Source organism: Pseudomonas karstica (assembly GCF_009707515.1).
Taxonomy (GTDB): Bacteria; Pseudomonadota; Gammaproteobacteria; order Pseudomonadales; family Pseudomonadaceae; genus Aquipseudomonas; species Aquipseudomonas karstica.
In genome coordinates this window covers 198803-222871 of record NZ_WLYI01000001.1, presented here as the reverse complement: position 1 = coordinate 222871, position 24069 = coordinate 198803, and the positions used below count along the sequence as shown (strand labels likewise).

Genomic DNA, 24069 nt, shown 5'->3' with positions numbered 1-24069 from the left:
GGCTCCAGGGAGTGGTGGCGGGGCCGAATCGGGTATACTCCCGCTCTTTAAATCGCAGCCCAAGTAACAGGTGAATTTCGTGAGCCAGCCTACGCCAGCCGTGCGTACCTTCCAAGACTTGATCCTCGCCCTCCAGCAATACTGGGCCGAGCAAGGTTGTGTGGTACTTCAGCCCTACGATATGGAAGTAGGCGCCGGCACTTTCCACACCGCTACCTTCCTGCGGGCCATTGGCCCGGAAACCTGGAACGCCGCTTATGTGCAGCCCAGTCGTCGCCCGACTGACGGCCGCTACGGCGAAAACCCCAACCGCTTGCAGCACTACTACCAGTTCCAGGTAGTGTTGAAGCCCAACCCGGACAACTTCCAGGAGCTGTACCTCGGCTCGCTGAAACATGTCGGCCTGGACCCGCTGGTCCACGACATCCGTTTCGTCGAAGACAACTGGGAATCGCCGACCCTGGGCGCCTGGGGCCTGGGCTGGGAAGTCTGGCTCAATGGCATGGAAGTAACCCAGTTCACCTACTTCCAGCAAGCGGGAGGCATCGAGTGCTACCCAGTGACCGGCGAGATCACCTACGGTCTCGAACGCCTGGCCATGTACCTGCAGGGCGTCGATTCGGTCTACGACCTGGTATGGGCTGACGGTCCGTTCGGCAAAGTGACGTACGGCGACGTGTTCCACCAGAACGAAGTGGAGCAGTCGACCTATAACTTCGAACATGCCAACGTTGAAAAACTGTTCGAACTGTTCGACTTCTATGAAAGCGAAGCCAAGCGCCTGATCGAACTGGATCAGCCGCTGCCGTTGCCGAGCTACGAAATGGTCTTGAAGGCATCCCACACCTTCAACCTGCTGGATGCTCGCCGTGCCATCTCGGTGACCGCGCGCCAGCAATACATCCTGCGTGTACGTACCCTGGCGCGTTCCGTCGCCCAAGCCTACCTGCTGGCTCGCGCCAAGCTGGGCTTCCCGATGGCGACCCCGGACCTGCGTGATGAAGTGTTGGCTAAGCTGGAGGCTGCACAATGAGTGCTCAAGATTTCCTGGTTGAACTGGGCACCGAAGAGCTGCCACCCAAGGCACTGAATACCCTCGCCGACGCGTTCCTGGCCGGTATCGAAAAAGGCCTGCAAACCGCCGGCTTGAAGTTCGAAGCCAAGCAGGTCTACGCCGCGCCGCGCCGCCTGGCAGTCCTGCTCACTGCGCTGGAAACCCAGCAACCGGACCGCAACATCAATATCGACGGCCCGCCACGTCAGGCAGCGTTCGACGCCGAAGGCAACCCGACGCAAGCCGCCCTTGGTTTTGCCAAGAAGTGTGGCGTCGAGCTGAGCGAGATCGACCAGAGCGGCCCAAAACTGCGTTTCAGCCAAGTCATCCAGGGCAAACCCAGCGCCAGCCTGTTGCCGACCATCGTTGAAGACTCCCTGAACGACCTGCCAATTCCCAAGCGCATGCGCTGGGGCGCTCGCAAGGAAGAGTTCGTACGTCCGACCCAATGGCTGGTAATGCTGCTCGGTGACCAAGTCATCGACTGCACGATCCTCGCCCAAAAGTCCGGACGAGATTCCCGTGGTCACCGCTTCCATCATCCGGAAAGCGTGCGCATCACCTCGCCGGCCAACTACCTCAATGACCTGCGCGCCGCCTATGTGCTGGCTGATGCCAATGAGCGTCGCGAGCTGATCAGCAAGCGCACTGAAGAGCTGGCCCGCCTGCAGGAAGGCACCGCCATCGTGCCGCCAAGCCTGCTGGACGAAGTAACCGCGCTGGTTGAATGGCCGGTGCCGCTGGTGTGCTCGTTCGAGGAGCGTTTCCTCGATGTGCCGCAAGAAGCCTTGATCACCACCATGCAGGACAACCAGAAATATTTCTGCCTGCTGGATGCGGACGGCAAGTTGCTGCCACGTTTCATTACCGTGGCCAACATCGAAAGCAAGGACCCGCAACAGATCATCGCCGGTAACGAAAAAGTCGTTCGCCCGCGCCTGACCGACGCCGAGTTCTTCTTCAAGCAAGACAAGAAGCAGAAGCTGGAAGACTTCAACCTGCGCCTGCAGAATGTGGTGTTCCAGGAAAAGCTGGGCAGCGTCTACGACAAGGCCGTGCGGGTTTCCAAGCTGGCGGCCTACATCGCTCCACGCATTGGTGGCGACGCCGCCTGGGCAACACGTGCGGGCCTGCTGTCCAAGTGCGACCTGGCCACCGAAATGGTCGGCGAATTCCCTGAAATGCAGGGCGTTGCCGGTTACTACTACGCCCTCAACGATGGTGAGCCGGACGACGTCGCGCTGGCGTTGAACGAGCAATACATGCCGCGCAGTGCAGGTGCCGAGCTGCCAACCACGCTCACCGGTGCGGCCGTAGCCATTGCCGACAAGCTGGATACTCTCGTCGGAATCTTCGGTATCGGCATGCTGCCCACCGGCAGCAAAGACCCGTACGCCCTGCGCCGTGCGGCTCTGGGCGTGCTGCGGATCCTGATCGACAAGAAGCTCGACCTCGACCTGGCCCAGGCCGTGGTCTTCGCTGTCGGCCAGTTCGGCACCAAGGTCAAGCAAGCCGGCCTCGCCGAGCAAGTACTGGAATTCGTGTTCGACCGCCTGCGTGCGCGTTACGAAGATGAAGGCGTGGACGTTTCGGTGTACCTGTCGGTACGTGCTCTGCAGCCGGGTTCGGCACTGGACTTCGACCAGCGTGTGCAAGCTGTACAAGCATTCCGCAAACTGCCGGAAGCCGATGCACTGGCCGCCGTGAACAAGCGCGTGTCGAACCTGCTGAGCAAGGCCGACAACCTCGGCAATGCCGAAGTCGACCCGGGCCTGTTCGCCGATGCCAAGGAGTTCTCGCTGAACTCGGCGATCGCCAAGGCAGAAAACGCCGTGAAGCCGTTGATTGCCGAGCGTAACTACGCCGAAGCACTGGCGCGCCTGGCCAGCTTGCGTGAGCCGGTGGATGCGTTCTTTGAAGCGGTAATGATCAATGCCGAAGATGCGGGTGTACGGAAAAACCGCTACGCCATGCTGGCGCGTCTGCGCGGGTTGTTCGTCAATATCGCTGACATTTCGACGCTGAGCTGATCATGTTGAAACTGCTGATTCTCGATCGGGACGGGGTGATCAATTATGACTCCGACGCTTACATCAAGTCGGTGGCAGAGTGGATTCCACTGCCCGGCGCGATCGAGGCCATCGCGCAGTTGAGCAAAGCCGGCTGGACGGTGGCAATCGCCACCAACCAGTCCGGTATTGCCCGCGGTTACTACGATATCGCCACCCTGGAGGCCATGCACGCGCGCTTGCGCACGCTGGTGGCGGAGCAGGGCGGTGAGGTGGGGCTGGTGGTGTACTGCCCCCACGGGCCGGATGAGGGCTGCGATTGCCGCAAGCCCAAACCAGGCATGCTGAAAACCATTGCCGAATATTACAATACGCCGTTGACGGGCCTATGGTTCGTCGGGGACAGTCTCGGTGACTTGGAGGCGGCCAAGGCCGTCGACTCACAGCCAGTTTTGGTAAAAACCGGGAAAGGCGAAAAGACCCAGGGGAAACCCCTGCCGGTAGGCACCTTGATTTTTGACGATCTGGCGGCGGTTGCCGCAGAACTTATCAACAATTAGCAGCCCTCGACTTCCTGGCCAAGGATTGTTCGGGAGCGCGCTTTTAACAGACGGGCCTTGTCCCGCAACGGTAAATGCCGCCATGTCGATTTTGCAGGCCATCAGAACCTTCTTCTTTTACCTGCTGCTGGGCACCAGTTCGTTTCTTTGGTGCACCCTGAGCTTTTTTATTGCGCCCTTTTTGCCATTCAAGGCGCGCTATCGTTTCATCAACGTCTATTGGTGCCGCTGCGCGTTGTGGCTGACCAAGGTGTTCCTGAACATTCGTTTTGAGGTCAAGGGCGCGGAAAACGTCCCGGATCAGCCTTGTGTGATCCTGTCCAACCACCAGAGCACCTGGGAAACCTTTTTTCTTTCGGCGTACTTCTCACCCCTGAGCCAAGTGCTCAAGCGTGAGCTGCTGTATGTACCGTTCTTTGGCTGGGCCATGGCCATGTTGCGACCGATCGCCATCGACCGTGATAACCCCAAGGCGGCGCTCAAGCACGTGGCCAAGAAGGGTAATGAGTTGCTCAAGGACGGTGTTTGGGTGCTGATCTTCCCGGAAGGCACTCGGGTGCCCTTCGGCACCGTGGGCAAATTCTCTCGGGGCGGTACGGCGCTGGCAGTCAACGCCAACCTGCCCGTGCTGCCGATTGCCCACAATGCTGGCAGGTTCTGGCCGAAGACCGGTTGGGCCAAGCGTGCAGGTACCATCACCGTGGTAATCGGCGAGCCGATGTACGCCGAAGGTGAAGGACCACGGGCTATTGCAGCGCTCAACGACCGCGCGGCAGCGTGGAATGAAGCGCAACAGCAAGCTATGGGATCCTTGCCACCGACGCCTGTTGTGGTAGACCAGACGGTCATTTGAGTTTCTGTGGATAACCTGTGTACGATTTGTTCAAAAATTGGCATTTTTAATATGTAATACGATGATTTAATTACATATTTCTTAAGCTCATAAAACGACGAAAAAGGTGCATAAGTTTTTTTCGCATTAAAAAACCGGCTCTTGTGCCGGTTTTTTATACACAGGTAAAAAGTGCCTCGTGACCGTGGCGCTTCACTCTTTCCACATCGGCAGCTGCAAGCTGAAAGTGGTGCCTTTCCCCACCTCACTGTCACACTTGATACGACCACCATGGCGGTCCATCACCGCCTTGACCATGGTCAGCCCCAACCCTAATCCTTCGCTGCCCTGGGCCGATGTAAAACGCCGGTACTGACCGAACAACTCAGGCAAGTCCTCAGAGGCAATGCCCGGGCCCTGGTCACTGATCCGACAATCCAGCCAATCGCCCGCACTGCCAAGGCTCAATGTCACCGTAGTGCCGGACGGGCTGTATTTGATTGCATTCTCCAAAACGTTGAACAAGGCTCGGGTCAGCAGCGACTGGTCCGCCAGAACCATCTCCTCTCCGGACTCATCCAGGTCATGCACCAGGTGGATGCCTTTCAACTGGGCAAGCAGTGCGACTTGGTCAAACGCGTCCAGCACCAGCATGGCGAATAGGCTAGGCAGGAACTGGTAGCCGTCAGATTCGGCCTTGGCCAATTGAACAAATGACTCGGTGAGGTTCAAGGCGCGTCGCACCTGCTGTTCGACCAGGGCAAACACCGGCGCGCTCCCTGGATGTTCGTGGCGCTGTACGTCCAACAAGGCCAGGATGGCCGAATGAGGCGCACGCAAGTCATGAGACAAGAAGCGCAACAGGGTTTCTCGTTGCTGCTGGGCATCACGCTCGATGCTCAAGTCCGTCAGGCTCAGCAGCCAACCCAATGCGACATCGCCGTCTGCTGGCAGGAGGGGGGCCAGATCCAGGCGCAGGCTGCGATGCTGGATGTCACGAAACTCGACAATTTCCAACGTCGACAGCGCAGGACGAACGCCATCCTGCAGCGGTGGATAACCCAATGCAGCCAATTGTTCGAGCAAGCTTTCAGCAATCAATTCATTGCCAAACACATCTCGGGCAATTCGGTTGGCCAGCAGGATATTTCCCACCGGGTCGGTGATTAACGTCGCCACTGGCAAACATTCCAGGCCATCAGCCATAAAGCGCCGGGTATCGCGGGTGCGACTTACGGCCTGTTCCAGGGCAAAGATCCGCCCTTGCAATACATCGCCCTTGCTGGCGGGTGCACGACGGCGCTCCGGTAGCACCTTGGGTTCGTTGTCCAGTCGTGCCAACTCCCAGCCAAAATAGGCCAGGATTACACTCAGGCGACGCCAGTTCCAGATCAGATAGGCCAGCAACAAGCCGATCAAGCCGGCTGCTGGTGACCACCAGCCACCCAGCCGTAACAGGCCCCAGGAACCGAGGAGCGCGGCGCTCATACAACCCAAGGTCAACCACAGCGCATAGCGCGGACGAAACAGCAGCAGCCCCAACAGCAACGCCACCATAGCAGTGGATATCAGTGCCGCCAGCCAACCTGGCAAGACCACGATGCTGCGTTCCTGTAGCAAGCCATTGAGGACATTGGCCTGAATCTCGACGCCGGCAGTAGTGCCCGCACTGGCCGATAATGGCGTGACATAACGGTCGCCCATGCCGGGAGCAGTGGCGCCCACCAGGATCAAGCGATCACGTAAAATCTCAGGTGGCACCTCACCCCGCAACACGCTGACATAAGGCACGCTGGCAAAGCCATGACTGGCATCAATGAAAGGAATGCGAATGGCGTTTTCCCGTTGCCAATCGGAACGATCCGATGGATTGGACAAACCGGGCATGGCAGCCGCGTGCTCAACCTGCTCGAACGCCAGCCACGCCAACTGTGGCGTCATTCGACCAGGAGGCCCTTCACGTAGAAAGAGGCTACGAACAATACCGTCGCTGTCGGCCTCGACATTGATATGGCCAACTTCCCTGGCACAGTCTCGAAGGGGTAACACAGGCAGGATTTGCACCACCGGCTGGCCATAGCGGGGAGTACTTTCGCGGATCACGGGCAGCAACACATTACCAGCGTGGCAGATAGCTTCGGCCAAACGCTGATCATTGGCAGCTTCACGCGCTGGCTCGCTGAAAATCACATCAAATAAAATCCCCGTAGGCTTGGCAGCACTGAGGCGATCAATGAGCTCGGCATGCACTCGACGCGACCAAGGCCATTGACCCAGCTGTTTCAGGCTGCGGTCATCAATGGTCACCAGCAGAATTCGCGGATCAACCGGCAAGGGGCTCAAGCGGCGAAGGTGGTCATACAGCAGGTTATTTAGCGCCAGGCCTGGGCTTAGAGACAGGAATGCCGTCATGGGCAACAGCAGCAGGCTGATCCATAGCCACTCACGAACCAAGCCATTGAACAGCCGCTGAGCCTGGGTTGACTGGCGCTTTTCAGACCTGCGCCACAGCCTCACCGGCCAACTACCGAACTACTGCACACGAGTTGCGGGCGGGTAGTAGAAAATGTCATAGACCCCTGTGGCTCCCTCCAGTCCCTGTTCATCATAAGCAGACAAACGCACGTGATAAAACGATGCCTTCAGCCCAGTGAAGCGCATTTGCGGCTTGCTGGAGAAGTTTTCCTGCTTGATGTTCATGAATTCCTTATCAGTGGCTACTTGCGCACGATAACGCTGGGCACCTGGCAACGGTCGCAGGAACAAGGTCCAGATCGGAGAATCGCCTTTCTGGCCATCCTGGCCCACCAACGTGGGAGGGTCCAGCAGCTCCACCGGCTTGAGCTCCCCTTGTTTCTTGAACACCAACCCTTGGCGAGCACCGACCTTCACTTCGCCCGCCACTGGACCTATTACCGGTTTCTTTTTGGCTGCTTGCTGGCTTGGTGGCATCTCATCACGATTGACCGCCACTTGCCCATTGAGCACCTCGAGAACCGATTGCTCGCCATCGTTGCGAACCCTGAAGTGGGTACCGCGTACACCCAGCACGCCCACCGGGGTCACAATCTGGAAACGGTCATAATCGCTGGCACGCTTGATCACATAAGCCTCTACCTGGCCCTGCTCAAGAATGACCCGGGGAATCGCCTGCTCTTCAATCAGGTGCAACCGAACCTGAGAACTGGAAGGCAGCACGATCCGCGAACCATCCCCCAGCAACAAGCTGACAAACGCCGAAGTGGAGGTTTTCACACTCTCCTGCTCATCAATGACCATACCTTCGGTCAGCACACTCGACACGCCTTTGGCATCCAGCTTCCAGGCCTCGCCCGTCAGGTGCTGGACGACAGCCGGCAAGGGCTGGGCGCGGCAGAGTTGGTTGTCATCAATATAGGGAGCGCGGGGAGGGGTGGAGCGCGCCAGGGCAGGCAGACTCACAGCGCCAAGCGTGATAATCAGGACACAAAGGGCATGGCGGTGCTGGCAGGGAAAGAAGGTCATGGCGCTCATCAAGATTCTGGTTCTAATGGGTCATCAGAAAGCACTTTCAGAAAGCGTCTTGCAGCGAGAAGACCTTGAATGCGGCTTACGATACCTGATGATGCACCGCACTCGATAGACGTATTGTCTGGGGCGTGAAATCCATTGCAGAGGATGACACATCCTTGTGTCGAACCCGGCCTGTGAACCAGCCCGGGCATATCGAAGAAATGCCGTCCCTCTCATCCCTTCGACAACAGTCCGTGGCGAACCTCGAACTGTGATTGACACATCCTGTGTCGGAGCGCTTCCTACGCTCCAATCTGTGTGTCACTCAGCGAGAAAGAATTTACCTACAGCAGAGGTGCATCAGGGGAATCTGCGACATTTGTTCAGATTTGACATGGGCGATCGCTCGTCTCGACAGAGCATAAAGCCTGATTGCCATTGATCCTTTTCCTGACGGTCTCGAGCCGGTATCTTCTGCGCTTGGGTATTGACGATTTTCAATGGCTTAACGGCCATTTGATATCAGCGTACCCAGAGATTCAGGAGGCATGAGAATTGGCCATAATTGTTCAGATTCAACGGCCGGTATCTGCGCGTCTACACCGTGCAGCCCTGAGCGAAATAGGCTGATAGCTACCGCACTCTTCAAGAAGAAAGGACCCTCCCATGCGTGTCGCAATACTGGATGACGAACCTGCGGAACTACGGCGGGTGGAACAGACACTGCGACAAATCCCCTCCGCCTCGGAGCAGCCATGGACGCTGCATTGTTTTGAGCGCGGTGAAGACCTCCTTCGCCAATTGCGCAGAGAAACGTTTGACTTGCTGGTACTCGATTGGCAGTTGCCTGACCTCAGCGGGCTGGCAATTTTGCGCTGGACCCGCGAACACATGGAGGTGCCGCCGCCAGCCATCATGCTTACTAGCCGAGATGCCGAGAGCGATATCGTCCAGGCGCTCAACAGCGGCGCGGATGATTACGTCAGTAAGCCTTTTCGGCCTAATGAGCTCAAGGCACGGGTAATGGCCGTCCTGCGCCGCCATGGGCTGCAAAAGTCCACAACCAGCGAAGTACTGACCTTCAATGACCTGACGTTTGACGATGCCGAATTAACCGTCACCCGTGCCGGAAACCCCATCAGCCTGACCGAGCGAGAGTATCGCCTGGCCCGCTGCCTATTTGCCAACCTGGCACGACCGCTATCCCGAGAGTACCTCTACGAACGTTTTTGGACCCATGAGGAAATGGTGTCGTCGCGACCACTGGATACGCATATCTATCGACTGCGTAACAAGTTGGGGCTGACTGCTGATCGTGGTTGGCAGTTGCTGACGATCTATGGGTATGGGTATCGGTTGGAGAGCGTGACCACTACCCATAGCTAAAACGCAGCGGGTTTTGTTGATGTTCCACGTGGAGCATTTCAAAACCGTTGTTTTTCTCCCAATAAAAAGGCCAACGCTAAGCGTTGGCCTTTTTAGTTTTGCCTGTTGAGAACCCGATCAGAAATCCAGGTTGGACACGGCCAAGGCATTACTCTCAATGAAGTCGCGACGAGGTTCGACCGCATCACCCATCAGGGTGTTGAAGATCTGGTCCGCGCCAATGGCGTCTTCGATGGTCACACGCAACATACGACGCTGGCTTGGATCCATGGTGGTTTCCCACAGCTGATCCGGGTTCATTTCGCCCAGGCCTTTGTATCGTTGAATGGTGTGACGCTTGGTGCTTTCAGCCATCAACCAATCCAGGGCTTCCTTGAACTCCTTCACCGCCTTCTTACGTTCGCCACGTTGAATATAAGCACCGTCGTCCAACAGCGTGCTCAGTTGCGCACCGAGGGTAACAACAGTCTTGTAGTCATTGCTGCCGAAGAAGTCACGGTTGAAGGTGATGTAGTTCGACAGGCCGTGGGAAATCAGTTCGACCTCTGGCAGCCAGACGTTACGTTCACGGTCTTCACGCAGGCTGGCTTTGTAGACCAGGCCGGATTTTTCCACCGTACGCAGGCGGACTTCGTACTGGGCCAGCCAATCCTGCATGTGTGCATGATCGCCCAACTGTTCCAGGCTAACGGCTGGCAGGTAGATGAAGTGCTCGGTCAGCTCCTGAGGGTACAGGCGCGACAAACGCTTGAGAGTCTTCATCACCATGCGGAAGTCGTTCACCAGGCGCTCCAGCGCCTCACCAGAGATCCCTGGGGCTTCGTCGTTCAAGTGCAGGCTGGCATCTTCCAGGGCCGACTGCGTCATGTACTCTTCCATGGCGTCGTCGTCTTTGATGTACTGCTCTTGCTTGCCCTTTTTCACTTTGTACAACGGCGGCTGGGCGATGTAGATATAGCCACGCTCGATCAGCTCCGGCAACTGACGGAAGAAGAACGTCAGCAGCAGGGTACGGATGTGCGAACCGTCGACGTCAGCATCGGTCATGATGATGATGTTGTGGTAGCGCAGCTTGTCGATGTTGTACTCGTCGCGACCGATGCCACAACCCAGGGCTGTGATCAATGTGCCAACTTCCTGGGAGGAAATCATCTTGTCGAAGCGGGCTTTCTCAACGTTGAGGATCTTACCCTTCAGCGGCAAGATGGCCTGGGTACGACGGTTGCGACCCTGTTTGGCGGAACCGCCAGCAGAGTCACCTTCCACCAGGTACAGCTCGGAGAGGGCAGGGTCTTTCTCTTGGCAGTCAGCCAGTTTGCCCGGCAAGCCCGCGATATCCAGTGCGCCTTTACGACGAGTCATTTCACGGGCTTTACGCGCCGCTTCACGAGCCCGCGCGGCGTCGATCATCTTGCCGACAACCAACTTGGCTTCATTTGGGTTTTCCAGCAGGAAGTCGGAGAAGTATTTACCCATCTCCTGTTCCACGGCGGTCTTCACTTCGGAAGACACCAGCTTGTCCTTGGTCTGGGAGCTGAACTTGGGATCCGGGACCTTGACCGAGATAATCGCGGTCAGGCCTTCACGGGCATCATCACCGGTGGTGGCGACTTTGTGCTTCTTCGCCAGGCCTTCCGCTTCGATATAGGTATTCAGGTTACGCGTCAGCGCAGAACGGAAACCCACGAGGTGAGTACCGCCATCGCGCTGTGGAATGTTGTTGGTGAAGCACAACAGGTTCTCGTTGAAGCTGTCGTTCCACTGCAGGGCGATTTCTACACCGATGCCGTCTTCACGCTGGATGTTGAAGTGGAACACCTGGTTGACCGCAGTTTTGTTGGTGTTCAGATATTCAACAAACGCACGCAGGCCACCTTCGTACTTGAACAGTTCTTCCTTGCCGCTGCGCTCATCCTTCAGGACGATACCAACACCGGAGTTAAGGAAAGACAGCTCACGAATCCGCTTGGCCAGGACATCCCAGCTGAAGTGGATGTTCTTGAAGGTTTCGTCGGAAGGACGGAAGTGAATCTGGGTGCCGGTAGTTTCGCTCTCGCCAACGATTTTCATCGGTTCTTGCGGAACACCGTGAACGTAGGTCTGCTCCCAGATTTTGCCGCTGCGACGCACAGTCAGTACCAGCAATTCGGAGAGGGCGTTAACTACGGAAACACCTACACCGTGCAAACCGCCGGATACTTTATAGGAGTTGTCGTCAAACTTACCGCCGGCGTGGAGCACGGTCATGATGACCTCTGCCGCCGATACGCCTTCTTCTTTATGCACGTCTACCGGAATGCCGCGACCGTTGTCACGTACAGTGATGGACTCGTCCGGGTGGATGATGATGCTGATGTCGTCGCAATGACCGGCCAACGCTTCGTCGATCGAGTTATCGACCACCTCGAACACCATGTGGTGCAGACCGCTGCCATCATCGGTATCGCCGATGTACATACCGGGACGTTTGCGTACGGCATCTAAACCTTTAAGCACTTTAATGCTGGTCGAGTCGTACGTATTTTCTTCGCTCATGCCTTCACTCCCGATGGTCGTGGGTCTGGGTGATACGGCCTTGTTCCACGTGGAACAAAGCGACTGGCGTTTCCGTCTGCCAGCCTTCCCTCAATAATTCGTGGTCTACACAGGTAATAAAAACCTGGCAGCGTAAGTCTTCCAACAAGCGGCAAAGCGCGCGGCGGTGCTGCTCATCCAGCTCGGAAGGCAAGTCATCCACCAGATAAATACACTGGCCTCGTCGGGCCTGGCTCACCAGATGCCCTTGGGCGATACGCAACGCACAAACCACCAACTTCTGCTGACCGCGGGACAAAATGTCTGCAGCATTATGTGCACCTAATCTAAGGCGCAAATCAGCCCGTTGTGGCCCGGCTTGGGTATGGCCCATTTGCTGATCCCGCTGCAAGGACGTCGCGAGCACTGCACTCAGCTCTCGCTCTTTGTCCCAACCACGGTAATAGCTCAGCGTTAAACCTTCGAGTTCCAATAACTCACTCAAGGTGTGTTCAAAGACTGGTTTCAAGGCTTTGATATAGGCGCGGCGGTATTCATCTATTTCAGCGCTGGCCAGGCACAGTTCCCGGTCCCAGGCAGCTTGTGAAGCGGCATCAAGTGTACCATGCCGTAGCCATGAGTTCCGCTGCCGCAAGGCCTTCTGTAGGCGCTGCCAAGTGGCCATGAAACGCGGTTCCACGTGGAACACTCCCCAATCGAGGAATTGCCTACGGATTTTTGGTGCACCTTCCAGCAGCCGAAAGCTGTCAGGGTTGATCAGTTGCAGTGGCAGGATTTCCGCCAATTGCGCAGCACTGCGAGCGTTCTGCCCATCAATGCGAATCTGAAACTCTCCCTGACGATCACGGGATATCCCCAGGCTGCTATGGCCGCCTTCCGCTAATTCGACTTGGCCAAATACCGTGCAAGCCAATTGTTCGTACTGAATAACTGGCAGCAAACGGGCACTGCGAAAGGAACGGGCAAGACCCAGCAGGTGAATGGCTTCCAGCACACTGGTTTTGCCACTGCCGTTGGCGCCATGGAGGATATTGATGCGGGGAGAGGGGGAGAAGGTCACCGGGTGCAAATTGCGCACCGCGGTGACCGAGACGCGACTAAGGGACATCTAGCTTCTGCTGAACATGATTACAGGCGCATCGGCATGACAACGTAAGCCGAATCATCGTTGTCGGACTCTTGCACCAAAGCGCTGCTGTTGGAGTCAGACAGAATCAGGCGAACCTGCTCGGTAGTCATCACACCCAGCACGTCCAGCAGGTAGCTGACGTTAAAGCCTATTTCCAGCGAACCGCCGTTATAGTCAACGCCCACTTCTTCTTCTGCTTCTTCCTGCTCCGGGTTATTGGCCTGGATTTTCAACTGACCATTGGCCAGTTGCAGACGAATACCGCGGTACTTTTCGTTAGACAGAATCGCCGTACGGCTGAACGCTTCACGCAACGCCTGACGATCACCAATCACCAGCTTATCGCCGCCTTTAGGCAACACGCGCTCGTAGTCCGGGAACTTGCCGTCGACCAGCTTGGAGGTGAAGGTGAACTCGCCCGTGGTCGCACGAATGTGGTGCTGGCCCAGGACGATGCTGACGTTGCCGTCCGGCTCGGTGAGCAAACGCGCCAACTCAAGAATACCTTTACGCGGCACGATTACCTGGTGGCGATCTGGCTGACCGATGTCGGCCTTCATCGAGCACATGGCCAGACGGTGACCGTCGGTAGCTACGGCGCGGATGATGCCCTCGGAGACTTCCAACAACATACCGTTGAGGTAGTAACGTACATCTTGTTGGGCCATGGCGAAGCTGGTGCGTTCGATCAAACGGCGCAGCTTGCTTTGCTCCAGGCTGCAAGTCAGCGAGCCCGGGCCTTCTTCTACCGTCGGGAAGTCGTTGGCAGGCAAGGTGGACAGGGTGAAACGGCTGCGACCGGCCTTGACCACCAATTTTTGCTCATCGAGTTTAATGTCGATTAGCGCATCGTTGGGCAGGCTTTTGCAGATATCCATCAGCTTGCGCGCCGGAACGGTGATCTCACCGGGCTCGGCGGGCTCTTCCAGTTGGACGCGACCAACCAGTTCGACTTCCAGGTCGGTACCGGTCAACGACAATTGCTGGCCTTCGACAACCAGCAATACATTGGAAAGCACCGGCAAGGTCTGTCGGCGCTCGACGACGCCTGCGACCAGTTGCAGGGGTTTCAACAGGGCTTCGCGTTGAATGGTGAAATGCATGGTCTAGTCCCTTGCCTTAATAAGCTGCGCTGGTGTCATCAAGTAGTCAGTGTACGCAGCAGGTTCTTATAGTCCTCGCGAATATCCGCGTCGGATTCCTTAAGTTCGTTGATCTTGCGGCACGCATGCAAGACCGTGGTGTGGTCGCGACCACCAAACACATCGCCGATTTCCGGAAGGCTATGGTTGGTCAGCTCCTTGGAGAGCGCCATGGCCACCTGACGAGGACGTGCTACCGAACGCGAACGTCGCTTGGAAAGCAGGTCGGAAATCTTGATCTTGTAGTACTCGGCCACCGTGCGCTGAATGTTATCCACACTGACCAGTTTGTCTTGCAGCGCCAACAAGTCTTTCAGGGATTCGCGAATCAGCTCGATGGTAATGTCGCGCCCCATAAAGTGCGAGTGAGCGATGACCCGCTTGAGCGCGCCTTCCAGCTCTCGTACGTTGGAACGAATGCGCTGGGCAATGAAGAACGCAGCGTCGTGGGGCAGATCAACTTTTGCCTGGTCAGCCTTCTTCATCAGGATTGCGACCCGGGTTTCCAGCTCCGGTGGCTCTACCGCCACGGTCAGGCCCCAGCCAAAGCGCGACTTCAGGCGCTCTTCCAGGCCTTCAATTTCCTTTGGATAACGATCACTGGTCAAAATGACCTGCTGGCCACCTTCGAGCAGGGCATTGAACGTGTGGAAAAACTCTTCCTGGGAACGTTCCTTACGGGCGAAGAATTGAATGTCATCGATCAACAGTGCATCAACGGAACGGTAGAACCGTTTGAACTCGTTGATGGCGTTGAGCTGCAACGCCTTGACCATGTCTGCCACGAAGCGCTCCGAGTGCAGGTACACAACCTTGGCATTCGGGTTCTTCTTTAACAGATGGTTACCCACAGCGTGCATCAAGTGAGTCTTACCCAAGCCAACACCGCCATAAAGGAAGAGGGGGTTGTAACCATGCTTGGGGTTGTCAGCCACCTGCCAGGCGGCCGCACGGGCTAACTGGTTGGATTTGCCTTCGACAAAGTTCTCGAACGTGAACGTACGGTTCAGGTAGCTGGTGTGCTTGAGCGCACCTTCAACCTGCACGGTGCGCTGTTCGGCACGAACCGGTGCCTGCTGTGAGCTGGCGCCCGCCATCGGATCGAAACTGGCGCGGGACGGCTCTGCGTTTACCGACGCGCTTTTCTGCGACGAAGAGCTCGAAGAGGCCGGGGTCGCCGGAACGGAAGCTGTGTTGTTGACGGGTGCGGCAGCAGCCTGGGCATGCGAGACGGAAGCTGCCAGTGGTGCATTCGGCGCAGCCCGAGGTGCAGAACTACGTTTGCTGCCTATTAATAAGGAGAGTACCGGGGCTAGCCCATTGCCATGTTCATCGAACAACTCGAGAACGCGGCTCAGGTACTTCTCGTTAACCCAATCGAGAACAAAGCGATTGGGTGCGTAGACACGCAACTCGTCGCCTTCGGCTTCGACCTGTAGCGGGCGGATCCAGGTGTTGAATTGCTGGGCAGGCAGTTCATCGCGCAAAAGCTCCACGCACTGCTGCCAAAGTTCCACTGACACGGATATCCCCTAAGTTGAAAGCCGGTGAGGCAAAAACAGTCGCCATTGTAGCGATCAGTCGCCCACTTATCCACATGTAGCTTGCTCACAGATCACCAAGAATCAAGGCCTTAACTGTAGAAAAGGCGACAAATGGTCTGTGCATAAGCTCTGTGGATAAGCGCCCCTAAGCTCGTTGTACAAGTGGGGGCGAAAGTCTGTGGGTAACCGGCCTGTGGATAACTACCCCATTCATGCACAGCTTATCCGATAGCGCAGCACAGGCAGAGCACCGTTTCTCCCCCATGTTGTCATTCTCTGTACAGCACGTAAATCGTGGCCTTAAGGTAGTTATCCACAGAAGATGGCGACCCTAGCTTTTATAAGCTTTACAGAAAAGCTTTAAATAACTTCCTTCTTTATTTTTATATCTATGGCATTGCTCATGAAAGCCCATGAGCTGAAAATGGCCTGGATACCTAATTGAAGGAAAAGCTGGTTGGAAATTGACCTAGAGGCTTGCTTTCTCTAGAATCGCCGGTCTCTTAAAACGGGGGCCATTCCGGCCCGTTGTGGACGAACCAGGTAACACGCCATGAAACGTACTTTCCAACCAAGCACCATCAAACGCGCCCGCACTCACGGCTTCCGTGCTCGCATGGCTACCAAGAACGGCCGTGCTGTCCTGTCGCGTCGTCGCGCCAAAGGTCGTGCGCGTCTGGCAGTTTGATAATCCGGCACTGGTGGTGAGTCAGGACTTCAGTCGGGAAAAGCGTTTGCTAACCCCTCGACATTTCAAGGCAGTCTTTGACTCCCCCACCGGCAAGGTTCCGGGGAAAAATCTCCTGCTCCTTGCGCGTAACAACGATCTTGATCACCCCCGTCTCGGGTTAGTGATTGGCAAGAAGAGCGTAAAGCTCTCCGTTGAGCGCAATCGCCTCAAGCGTCTGATGCGCGAATCGTTTCGCCTCCACCAGGACACTCTGGTTGGTTGGGATATTGTTATCGTCGCGCGCAAAGGCTTGGGGGATGTAGAAAACCCCGAATTGATTCAGCATTTCGGCAAGCTCTGGAAACGTTTGGCGCGTACCAACAAGCCAGCACCAGCAGTCGGCACCGAAACTGTAGGGGTAGACAGTACTGATGCGTAAACTGGCCCTCGTTCCGATCCAGTTTTACCGCTATGCCATTAGTCCTCTGATGGCAAATCACTGTCGTTTCTACCCCAGTTGTTCCTGCTACGCGTTGGAAGCCATAGAAAACCATGGCCTTCTACGCGGTGGCTGGCTGGCCTTTCGTCGTTTAGGTCGCTGTCATCCGTGGAATCCCGGTGGTTATGACCCGGTTCCACCTATCCCTACCTCCCGTTCTTCTTCGATGGCCGAGTAATCATGGATATTAAACGCACGATCCTGATCGTTGCCCTGGCAATCGTGTCCTACGTTATGGTTCTTAAGTGGAACCAGGACTATGGCCAAGCTGCCCTGCCGACTCAGAATGTTGCTACCAATCAGGCTGCACCGGCTATTCCGGACACGCCGCTGGGTAACAATGCTTCCGCCAGTGCCGATGTACCCAGCGCGAATGCCGATACCAATGCCCCTCTGGAAACGCCAGTCGTTACCAATAAAGACCTCATCCATGTCAAAACGGATGTGCTGGAGCTGGCGATCGATCCACAAGGTGGTGATATAGCCCAGTTGAAGCTGCCGCTGTATCCACGTCGTCAAGACCACCCGGATGTTCCGTTCCAGCTGTTCGATAACGGCGGCGAACGTACTTATCTGGCACAAAGTGGCCTGACCGGCACTGACGGTCCGGATGCTCGTGCTACCGGTCGTCCGATTTATTCGACCGAACAAAAGTCTTATCAGCTGGCTGATGGCCAGAACCAGTTGAGCGTCGACCTGAAATTCAGTCAAGACGGCGTCAACTACATCAAGCGTTTCAGCTTTACTCGCGGTTTGTACGATCTGAAAGTTACTTATCTGATCGATAACACCAGCGACAAAGCCTGGACCGGCAACCTGTTTGCCCAGCTCAAGCGGGATGCCAGCTCCGATCCATCTTCCAGCACCGCCACCGGCACCGCGACTTACCTGGGCGCCGCCCTGTGGACAAGTAGCGAGCCGTACAAAAAAGTGTCGATGAAAGATATCGACAAGGGTTCGGTGAAAGAAACGGTTCAAGGGGGTTGGGTTGCCTGGTTGCAACATTACTTCGTGACCGCGTGGATCCCGGCCAAGGCTGATTCCAACCTGGTTCAAACCCGCAAAGACAGCCAAGGCAACTACATCATTGGCTTCACTGGCCCGGCGTTGTCCGTCGCACCAGGCGCCAAGGCTGAAACCAGCGCTACCTTGTACGCCGGCCCGAAAAGCCAGGCTGTGCTCAAAGAGTTGTCCCCAGGCCTGGAACTGACTGTGGATTACGGCTTCCTGTGGTTCATTGCCCAGCCGATTTTCTGGCTGCTGCAACATATCCACAGCATCGTGGGTAACTGGGGCTGGTCGATCATCTTCCTGACCATGCTGATCAAGGGGATCTTCTTCCCATTGTCGGCCGCCAGTTACAAGTCGATGGCACGCATGCGCGCCGTGGCTCCAAAACTGGCAGCGCTGAAAGAACAACATGGCGATGATCGGCAGAAAATGTCGCAATCCATGATGGAGCTGTACAAGAAAGAGAAGATCAACCCGCTGGGTGGATGCTTGCCGATTCTGGTGCAGATGCCAGTGTTCCTATCGCTGTACTGGGTGCTCCTGGAAAGCGTGGAAATGCGCCAAGCCCCGTTCATGCTGTGGATAACTGACCTGTCGATCAAAGACCCGTTCTTTATCCTGCCGATCATCATGGGCGCTACCATGTTTATCCAGCAGCGCCTGAACCCGACACCTCCGGACCCGATGCAGGCCAAGGTGATGAAAATGATGCCAATCATCTTCACCTTCTTCTTCCTGTGGTTCCCGGCTGGCCTGGTACTGTACTGGGTGGTCAACAACGTGTTGTCGATCTCTCAACAGTGGTACATCACACGTAAGATCGAAGCGGCTACCAAAAAAGCCGAAGCGTAACTTACTCTGTGGATAACCACTCAAGACGCCCCCTAGTGGGGCGTCTTGCTTTCCGTCACTTTTGTCTGGGTACCCGTTGATGAGCGCTCCTCGTGAAACCATTGCCGCCGTTGCCACCGCTCAAGGTCGCGGTGGCGTTGGCATTGTCCGCATTTCCGGGCCGCTCGCCCGCGTGGCGGCGCAAGCCATCACTGGCCGTGAACTGAAGGCACGGTATGCCCATTACGGCCCATTTTTGGACAACAACGAGGAAGTTCTGGACGAAGGCATTGCCCTGTATTTCCCGGGACCTAACTCTTTCACCGGTGAAGATGTGCTGGAATTGCAAGGCCATGGCGGGCCAATTGTCCTGGACATGCTGCTGCAGCGTTGCCTGCAATTGGGTTGCCGCCTGGCTCGGCCGGGCGAATTCAGCGAGCGGGCATTTCTCAATGACAAACTTGACTTGGCCCAGGCCGAAGCCATTGCCGACCTGATCGAGGCCAGTTCTGCACAGGCGGCGCGCAATGCCTTGCGCTCTTTGCAAGGCGCGTTCTCCTTGCGTGTGCATAACCTTACCGAACAGTTGATCAGCTTACGGATCTACGTCGAGGCGGCGATTGATTTTCCAGAAGAGGAAATCGACTTTCTTGCCGATGGCCACGTTCTGGCGATGCTCGATAAAGTCCGCGATGAGTTATCCACAGTACTGCGCGAAGCCGGGCAAGGTGCCTTGCTGCGTGACGGCATGACCGTGGTCATCGCCGGGCGGCCGAATGCCGGAAAATCCAGCCTGCTGAATGCCTTGGCGGGACGTGAAGCGGCGATCGTTACCGAGATTGCCGGCACTACCCGGGATGTCTTGCGCGAACATATCCACATCGATGGCATGCCGCTGCACGTGGTCGACACCGCAGGCTTGCGCGATACCGACGACCAGGTGGAAAAAATTGGTGTGGAGCGGGCGCTCAAGGCCATCAGCGAAGCGGATCGAGTGCTACTGGTGGTGGATGCCACTGCGCCCGAAGCCATGGATCCTTTTGCCCTGTGGCCGGAATTCCTGGAACAGCGGCCGGATCCGGCCAAGGTCACGTTGATTCGCAACAAGGCCGACCTCACTGGCGAGGTGATTGCCCTCGAAGTCAGCGAGGATGGCCACGTAACCATCAGTCTCAGCGCCAAGTCTGTGGGGGATGGCCTGGAGTTGCTGCGAGAGCACCTCAAGGCATGCATGGGCTACGAGCAGACGTCGGAAAGCAGCTTCAGCGCTCGCCGCAGGCACCTGGAAGCACTGCGCCATGCCAGCGCGGCCCTTGAGCACGGTAGGGCACAGTTGACCCTGGCAGGGGCTGGTGAGTTGCTGGCTGAAGATTTGCGTCAGGCGCAACAGCTGTTGGGGGAAATCACTGGGGCGTTCAGTTCTGATGATTTGCTGGGACGGATCTTTTCCAGCTTCTGTATCGGTAAATAACCCTTCGTTGTTCACAGACAGGCCATTCGTGCCTGTCTGTTGCGACCACTTCGAGGCACCTCCTTCCATTTTTTGATAATCGCCAAGGCCGCGACGGCTTTGTGTGGGCGAAATTTGCCTTGGCTTCCTTTTTTCTGTGGATTAAGCCCTGTGAATAACCGCCCTTGTGCCCGGTTGATAACCAAGCTTGAAACCTGAGTAAAAACCCATCTGTGGATAACCATCTGTTTAATCCACAGGCTTAAACCACTTATCCAACGGCCTCGTTGCCACCTGATCACAGACTTTTGAATCTCTGTACATTAAGTATATAAAGGGCTGTAGAGATCTATCCACAGAAAATAGCCTCAGTAGTAATAAACATAAAAACAAAGATTTAATAAATCTCTCTCTTTTAATTTCTATTGTCTGTGATTCATCCACAGCTGGTTAAATTTTGTGCAAAGGGTTCTTTAGGAAGGGCGAAGTCCCTATACTTGCCGCCAAAGCTCTAAAACCAGTTAAACAATCAATTCCTAATTACCTACAGATAAGCAGGCACGAGGTGCGTGGTGGATTTCCCTTCCCGTTTTGAAGTGATCGTCATCGGCGGCGGTCATGCCGGTACCGAGGCAGCACTGGCGTCAGCACGCATGGGGGCAAAAACCCTGTTGCTGACGCATAACGTGGAAACCCTCGGCGCCATGAGCTGCAACCCCGCCATTGGCGGGATCGGCAAAAGCCATTTGGTCAAGGAAATCGACGCCCTGGGCGGTGTGATGGCCATGGCTACCGATAAGGGTGGTATTCAATTTCGCGTTTTGAACAGCCGCAAAGGCCCGGCCGTGCGAGCCACTCGGGCTCAAGCCGACCGGATCCTCTACAAGGCCGCTGTTCGCGAAACCCTGGAAAACCAGCCGAACCTGTGGATATTTCAACAAGCGGCTGATGACCTGATCGTTGAACAGGATCAAGTGCGTGGTGTTGTCACCCAAATGGGCCTGCGGTTCTTCGCAGAGTCCGTGGTGCTGACCACCGGTACATTCCTCGGCGGACTTATCCACATCGGTATGCAGAACTATTCCGGTGGTCGCGCCGGTGATCCACCGTCAATCGCCCTGGCTCAGCGCCTTCGCGAACTGCCATTACGTGTAGGCCGCCTGAAAACCGGTACGCCGCCGCGTATCGATGGCCGGTCTGTGGATTTCTCGGTGATGACCGAGCAAGCCGGTGACACGCCGATTCCGGTCATGTCGTTCATGGGATCCAAGGAACAGCATCCCAAGCAGGTCAGTTGCTGGATTACCCACACCAACGCCCGAACCCACGAAATCATTGCCGCGAACCTCGACCGTTCGCCGATGTATTCCGGAGTGATCGAAGGTATTGGCCCGCGTTACTGCCCATCGATCGAAGACAAGATCCACCGCTTTGCCGACAAGGAAAGCCATCAGGTCTTCATCGAGCCGGAAGGCCTGACTACTCACGAGCTGTACCCGAACGGGATTTCCACGTCCCTGCCGTTCGACGTGCAAATCCAGATCGTGCAGTCGATTCGCGGTATGGAAAATGCCCATATCGTGCGTCCTGGTTATGCCATCGAGTACGACTACTTCGATCCGCGTGACCTGAAATACAGTCTTGAAACCAAAGTTATCGCCGGTCTGTTCTTTGCCGGGCAAATCAACGGCACCACCGGTTACGAAGAAGCAGGTGCCCAAGGTTTGCTGGCCGGAGCCAACGCGGCACTGCGTGCACAGGGCAAAGACAGTTGGTGCCCACGTCGCGACGAAGCGTACATCGGTGTGTTGGTGGACGACCTGATTACCCTGGGAACCCAGGAACCGTATCGGATGTTCACGTCCCGAGCCGAATACCGCCTGATCCTGCGTGAAGACAACGCCGACCTGCGCTTGACCGAAAAGGGTCGCGAACTGGGCCTGGTGGATGACATGCGTTGGGCGGCTTTCTGCAAAAAACGCGAAAGCATCGAAGTCGAAGAGCAGCGCCTGAAAAGCACCTGGGTTCGCCCGGGTACCGAGCAAGGCGATGCCATTGCCGAAAAGTTCGGCACGCCGCTGACTCACGAATACAACTTGCTGAACCTGCTGTCCCGTCCGGAAATCGACTACGCTGGTCTGATCTCGGTGACTGGCGGCGGTGCAGAAGATCCACAGGTCGCCGAGCAGGTTGAAATCAAGACCAAATACGCCGGTTACATTGATCGCCAGCAGGATGAGATCGCTCGTTTGCGGGCCAGTGAAGACACCAAACTGCCTGTGGATATTGATTACACGAACATCTCGGGTCTCTCCAAGGAGATCCAAAGCAAGCTGGGGATAACTCGGCCTGAAACTCTGGGCCAGGCGTCGCGTATTCCGGGCGTCACCCCGGCAGCCATTTCGCTGTTGATGATTCATTTGAAAAAACGCGGCGCGGGCCGTCAGTTGGAGCAAAGCGCTTGAGTTCGTTGGTCACCTCGCAACACGCCGAAGAGTTATCCACAGGTGCTCGCCAGCTTGGCGTCAACCTGACCGAGGCCCAGCACGAGTTGCTGCTGGGTTATCTGGCCCTGTTGATCAAATGGAACAAGGCTTACAACCTCACCGCAGTGCGTGATCCGGACGAGATGGTCTCGCGTCATCTGCTGGACAGTCTCAGTGTGATGCCGTTTATCGAAAACGGCCGCTGGCTCGACGTCGGCAGTGGTGGTGGGATGCCCGGCATACCGTTGGCAATCCTGTTTCCCGAGTCCCAAGTGACCTGCCTGGACAGTAACGGCAAGAAAACCCGCTTCCTGACTCAAGTCAAACTCGAACTCAAGCTGGATAATCTGCAAGTTATCCACAGTCGTGTCGAAGCCTTCACGCCTGAGCAGCCGTTCAACGGAATTGTTTCCCGGGCGTTCAGCAGCATGGAGAATTTCAGCAACTGGACCCGCCATCTTGGCGACCGCGATACCCGTTGGCTGGCAATGAAGGGCGTTCATCCAAGCGACGAGCTGTTAGCATTGCCGGCAGACTTCCACCTCGATAGCGAACACGCCTTGGCCGTACCCGGTTGCCAAGGCCAACGTCATCTGCTGATACTGCGCCGCACGGCATGATTGGGAACACAAGCAAGAATGGCTAAGGTATTCGCAATAGCGAACCAGAAAGGTGGCGTGGGTAAAACCACCACCTGCATCAACCTCGCAGCATCCCTGGTGGCTACCAAGCGCCGGGTGCTGTTGATCGATCTCGATCCACAGGGCAACGCCACCATGGGTAGCGGTGTGGATAAACACGGCCTGGAAAACTCGGTCTACGATTTGCTGATTGGCGAATGCGACCTGGCCCAGGCCATGCACTACTCCGAGCACGGCGGTTATCAACTGCTGCCGGCCAACCGCGATTTGACCGCGGCAGAAGTGGTGCTGCTGGAAATGCAGATGAAAGAAAGCCGTCTGCGTAGCGCCCTGGCGCCGATCCGCGAGAATTACGACTACATTTTGATCGATTGCCCACCGTCGCTGTCGATGCTCACGCTAAACGCGCTGGTCGCTGCCGATGGGGTGATTATCCCCATGCAGTGCGAGTACTTCGCCCTTGAAGGCTTGAGCGACCTTGTGGATAACATCAAGCGTATCGCTGAACTGCTTAACCCGAACCTGAAAGTCGAAGGTTTGCTGCGGACCATGTATGACCCGCGGCTTAGCCTGATGAATGACGTATCGGCGCAGCTCAAGGAACACTTCGGCGATCAGTTGTACGACACAGTGATTCCACGCAATATTCGCCTGGCTGAAGCACCGAGCTATGGCATGCCTGCGCTGGCGTACGACAAATCATCTCGTGGTGCTATTGCTTACCTGGCCCTGGCAGGCGAGATGGTTCGTCGCCAACGTCGTAACTCACGCACCGCTGCAGCCCAGCCAACTTAAGGA

At 56.4% G+C, this 24069-nt stretch carries 19 protein-coding genes; 13 read left to right on the top strand and 6 right to left on the bottom strand.

Annotation, left to right across the window (positions count from 1 at the left end; all coding sequences use genetic code 11):
• Positions 1-79: 79 nt before the first annotated feature.
• From glyQ to GIR22_RS00970, 4 genes are all read left to right on the top strand, one after another.
• Complete coding sequence (gene glyQ / locus GIR22_RS00985; protein ID WP_003213601.1) at positions 80-1033, top strand: glycine--tRNA ligase subunit alpha; 954 nt, start codon at positions 80-82, stop codon at positions 1031-1033.
• Entirely contained in the window at positions 1030-3084 is a 2055-nt protein-coding gene (gene glyS, locus GIR22_RS00980; RefSeq protein WP_154741470.1) for a glycine--tRNA ligase subunit beta, read from the top strand. Before glyQ ends, glyS begins: the two co-directional genes overlap by 4 nt.
• Positions 3084-3623, top strand: a complete 540-nt coding sequence (gmhB, locus tag GIR22_RS00975; RefSeq protein WP_178122029.1) for a D-glycero-beta-D-manno-heptose 1,7-bisphosphate 7-phosphatase — start codon at positions 3084-3086, stop codon at positions 3621-3623. Before glyS ends, gmhB begins: the two co-directional genes overlap by 1 nt.
• 82 nt (positions 3624-3705) lie before the next feature.
• Positions 3706-4476 carry a lysophospholipid acyltransferase family protein gene (locus tag GIR22_RS00970; protein ID WP_154741469.1) on the top strand — a complete coding sequence of 257 codons (771 nt, stop codon included), beginning with the start codon at positions 3706-3708 and terminating at the stop codon, positions 4474-4476.
• Positions 4477-4668: 192 nt separating this feature from the next.
• Here GIR22_RS00970 and GIR22_RS00965 read toward each other — a convergent pair whose 3' ends face one another.
• Both GIR22_RS00965 and GIR22_RS00960 read right to left on the bottom strand, forming a co-directional pair.
• Entirely contained in the window at positions 4669-6972 is a 2304-nt protein-coding gene (locus tag GIR22_RS00965) for a CHASE2 domain-containing protein (protein WP_178122018.1), read from the bottom strand.
• A 15-nt stretch (positions 6973-6987) separates the two neighbouring features.
• A complete protein-coding gene (locus GIR22_RS00960) occupies positions 6988-7968 on the bottom strand; it encodes a FecR family protein (RefSeq protein WP_377663159.1) in 981 nt (326 codons plus the stop codon).
• Positions 7969-8613: 645 nt separating this feature from the next.
• Between GIR22_RS00960 and GIR22_RS00955 the strand changes: the two genes are divergently transcribed.
• Complete coding sequence (locus GIR22_RS00955; protein ID WP_154741468.1) at positions 8614-9333, top strand: response regulator transcription factor; 720 nt, start codon at positions 8614-8616, stop codon at positions 9331-9333.
• 117 nt (positions 9334-9450) lie between these two features.
• Here the strand turns inward: GIR22_RS00955 and gyrB are convergent, their stop codons facing one another.
• From gyrB to dnaA, 4 genes are read right to left on the bottom strand one after another with little or no spacing between them, the layout of a single operon-like run.
• The gene (gene gyrB, locus GIR22_RS00950) at positions 9451-11868 is read right to left on the bottom strand and encodes a DNA topoisomerase (ATP-hydrolyzing) subunit B (protein WP_154741467.1); all 2418 of its coding nucleotides are present in this window, start codon (positions 11866-11868) and stop codon (positions 9451-9453) included.
• A 4-nt stretch (positions 11869-11872) separates the two neighbouring features.
• Positions 11873-12976 carry a DNA replication/repair protein RecF gene (gene recF / locus GIR22_RS00945; RefSeq protein ID WP_154741466.1) on the bottom strand — a complete coding sequence of 368 codons (1104 nt, stop codon included), beginning with the start codon at positions 12974-12976 and terminating at the stop codon, positions 11873-11875.
• Positions 12977-12996: 20 nt separating this feature from the next.
• Entirely contained in the window at positions 12997-14100 is a 1104-nt protein-coding gene (gene dnaN / locus GIR22_RS00940) for a DNA polymerase III subunit beta (RefSeq protein ID WP_154741465.1), read from the bottom strand.
• Positions 14101-14138: 38 nt separating this feature from the next.
• On the bottom strand, positions 14139-15662 hold the full coding sequence (gene dnaA, locus GIR22_RS00935; protein WP_178122017.1) for a chromosomal replication initiator protein DnaA: 1524 nt from the start codon (positions 15660-15662) through the stop codon (positions 14139-14141).
• A gap of 574 nt (positions 15663-16236) precedes the next feature.
• Between dnaA and rpmH the strand changes: the two genes are divergently transcribed.
• From rpmH to GIR22_RS00895, 8 genes are all read left to right on the top strand, one after another.
• Positions 16237-16371, top strand: coding sequence for a 50S ribosomal protein L34 (gene rpmH / locus GIR22_RS00930; RefSeq protein ID WP_003213577.1), 135 nt, complete (start codon positions 16237-16239; stop codon positions 16369-16371).
• A gap of 13 nt (positions 16372-16384) precedes the next feature.
• Positions 16385-16792, top strand: coding sequence for a ribonuclease P protein component (gene rnpA, locus GIR22_RS00925; protein WP_377663161.1), 408 nt, complete (start codon positions 16385-16387; stop codon positions 16790-16792).
• The gene (yidD, locus tag GIR22_RS00920; RefSeq protein ID WP_077430980.1) at positions 16785-17030 is read left to right on the top strand and encodes a membrane protein insertion efficiency factor YidD; all 246 of its coding nucleotides are present in this window, start codon (positions 16785-16787) and stop codon (positions 17028-17030) included. Before rnpA ends, yidD begins: the two co-directional genes overlap by 8 nt.
• Before the next feature lie 2 nt (positions 17031-17032).
• Positions 17033-18715 carry a membrane protein insertase YidC gene (gene yidC, locus GIR22_RS00915; protein WP_154741464.1) on the top strand — a complete coding sequence of 561 codons (1683 nt, stop codon included), beginning with the start codon at positions 17033-17035 and terminating at the stop codon, positions 18713-18715.
• A 79-nt stretch (positions 18716-18794) separates the two neighbouring features.
• The gene (gene mnmE, locus GIR22_RS00910; protein ID WP_154741463.1) at positions 18795-20165 is read left to right on the top strand and encodes a tRNA uridine-5-carboxymethylaminomethyl(34) synthesis GTPase MnmE; all 1371 of its coding nucleotides are present in this window, start codon (positions 18795-18797) and stop codon (positions 20163-20165) included.
• Positions 20166-20716: 551 nt separating this feature from the next.
• Entirely contained in the window at positions 20717-22609 is a 1893-nt protein-coding gene (mnmG, locus tag GIR22_RS00905) for a tRNA uridine-5-carboxymethylaminomethyl(34) synthesis enzyme MnmG (RefSeq protein ID WP_178122015.1), read from the top strand.
• A complete protein-coding gene (rsmG, locus tag GIR22_RS00900) occupies positions 22606-23250 on the top strand; it encodes a 16S rRNA (guanine(527)-N(7))-methyltransferase RsmG (protein WP_003213561.1) in 645 nt (214 codons plus the stop codon). Before mnmG ends, rsmG begins: the two co-directional genes overlap by 4 nt.
• An 18-nt stretch (positions 23251-23268) precedes the next feature.
• On the top strand, positions 23269-24066 hold the full coding sequence (locus GIR22_RS00895) for a ParA family protein (protein WP_005792605.1): 798 nt from the start codon (positions 23269-23271) through the stop codon (positions 24064-24066).
• Positions 24067-24069: the final 3 nt, after the last annotated feature.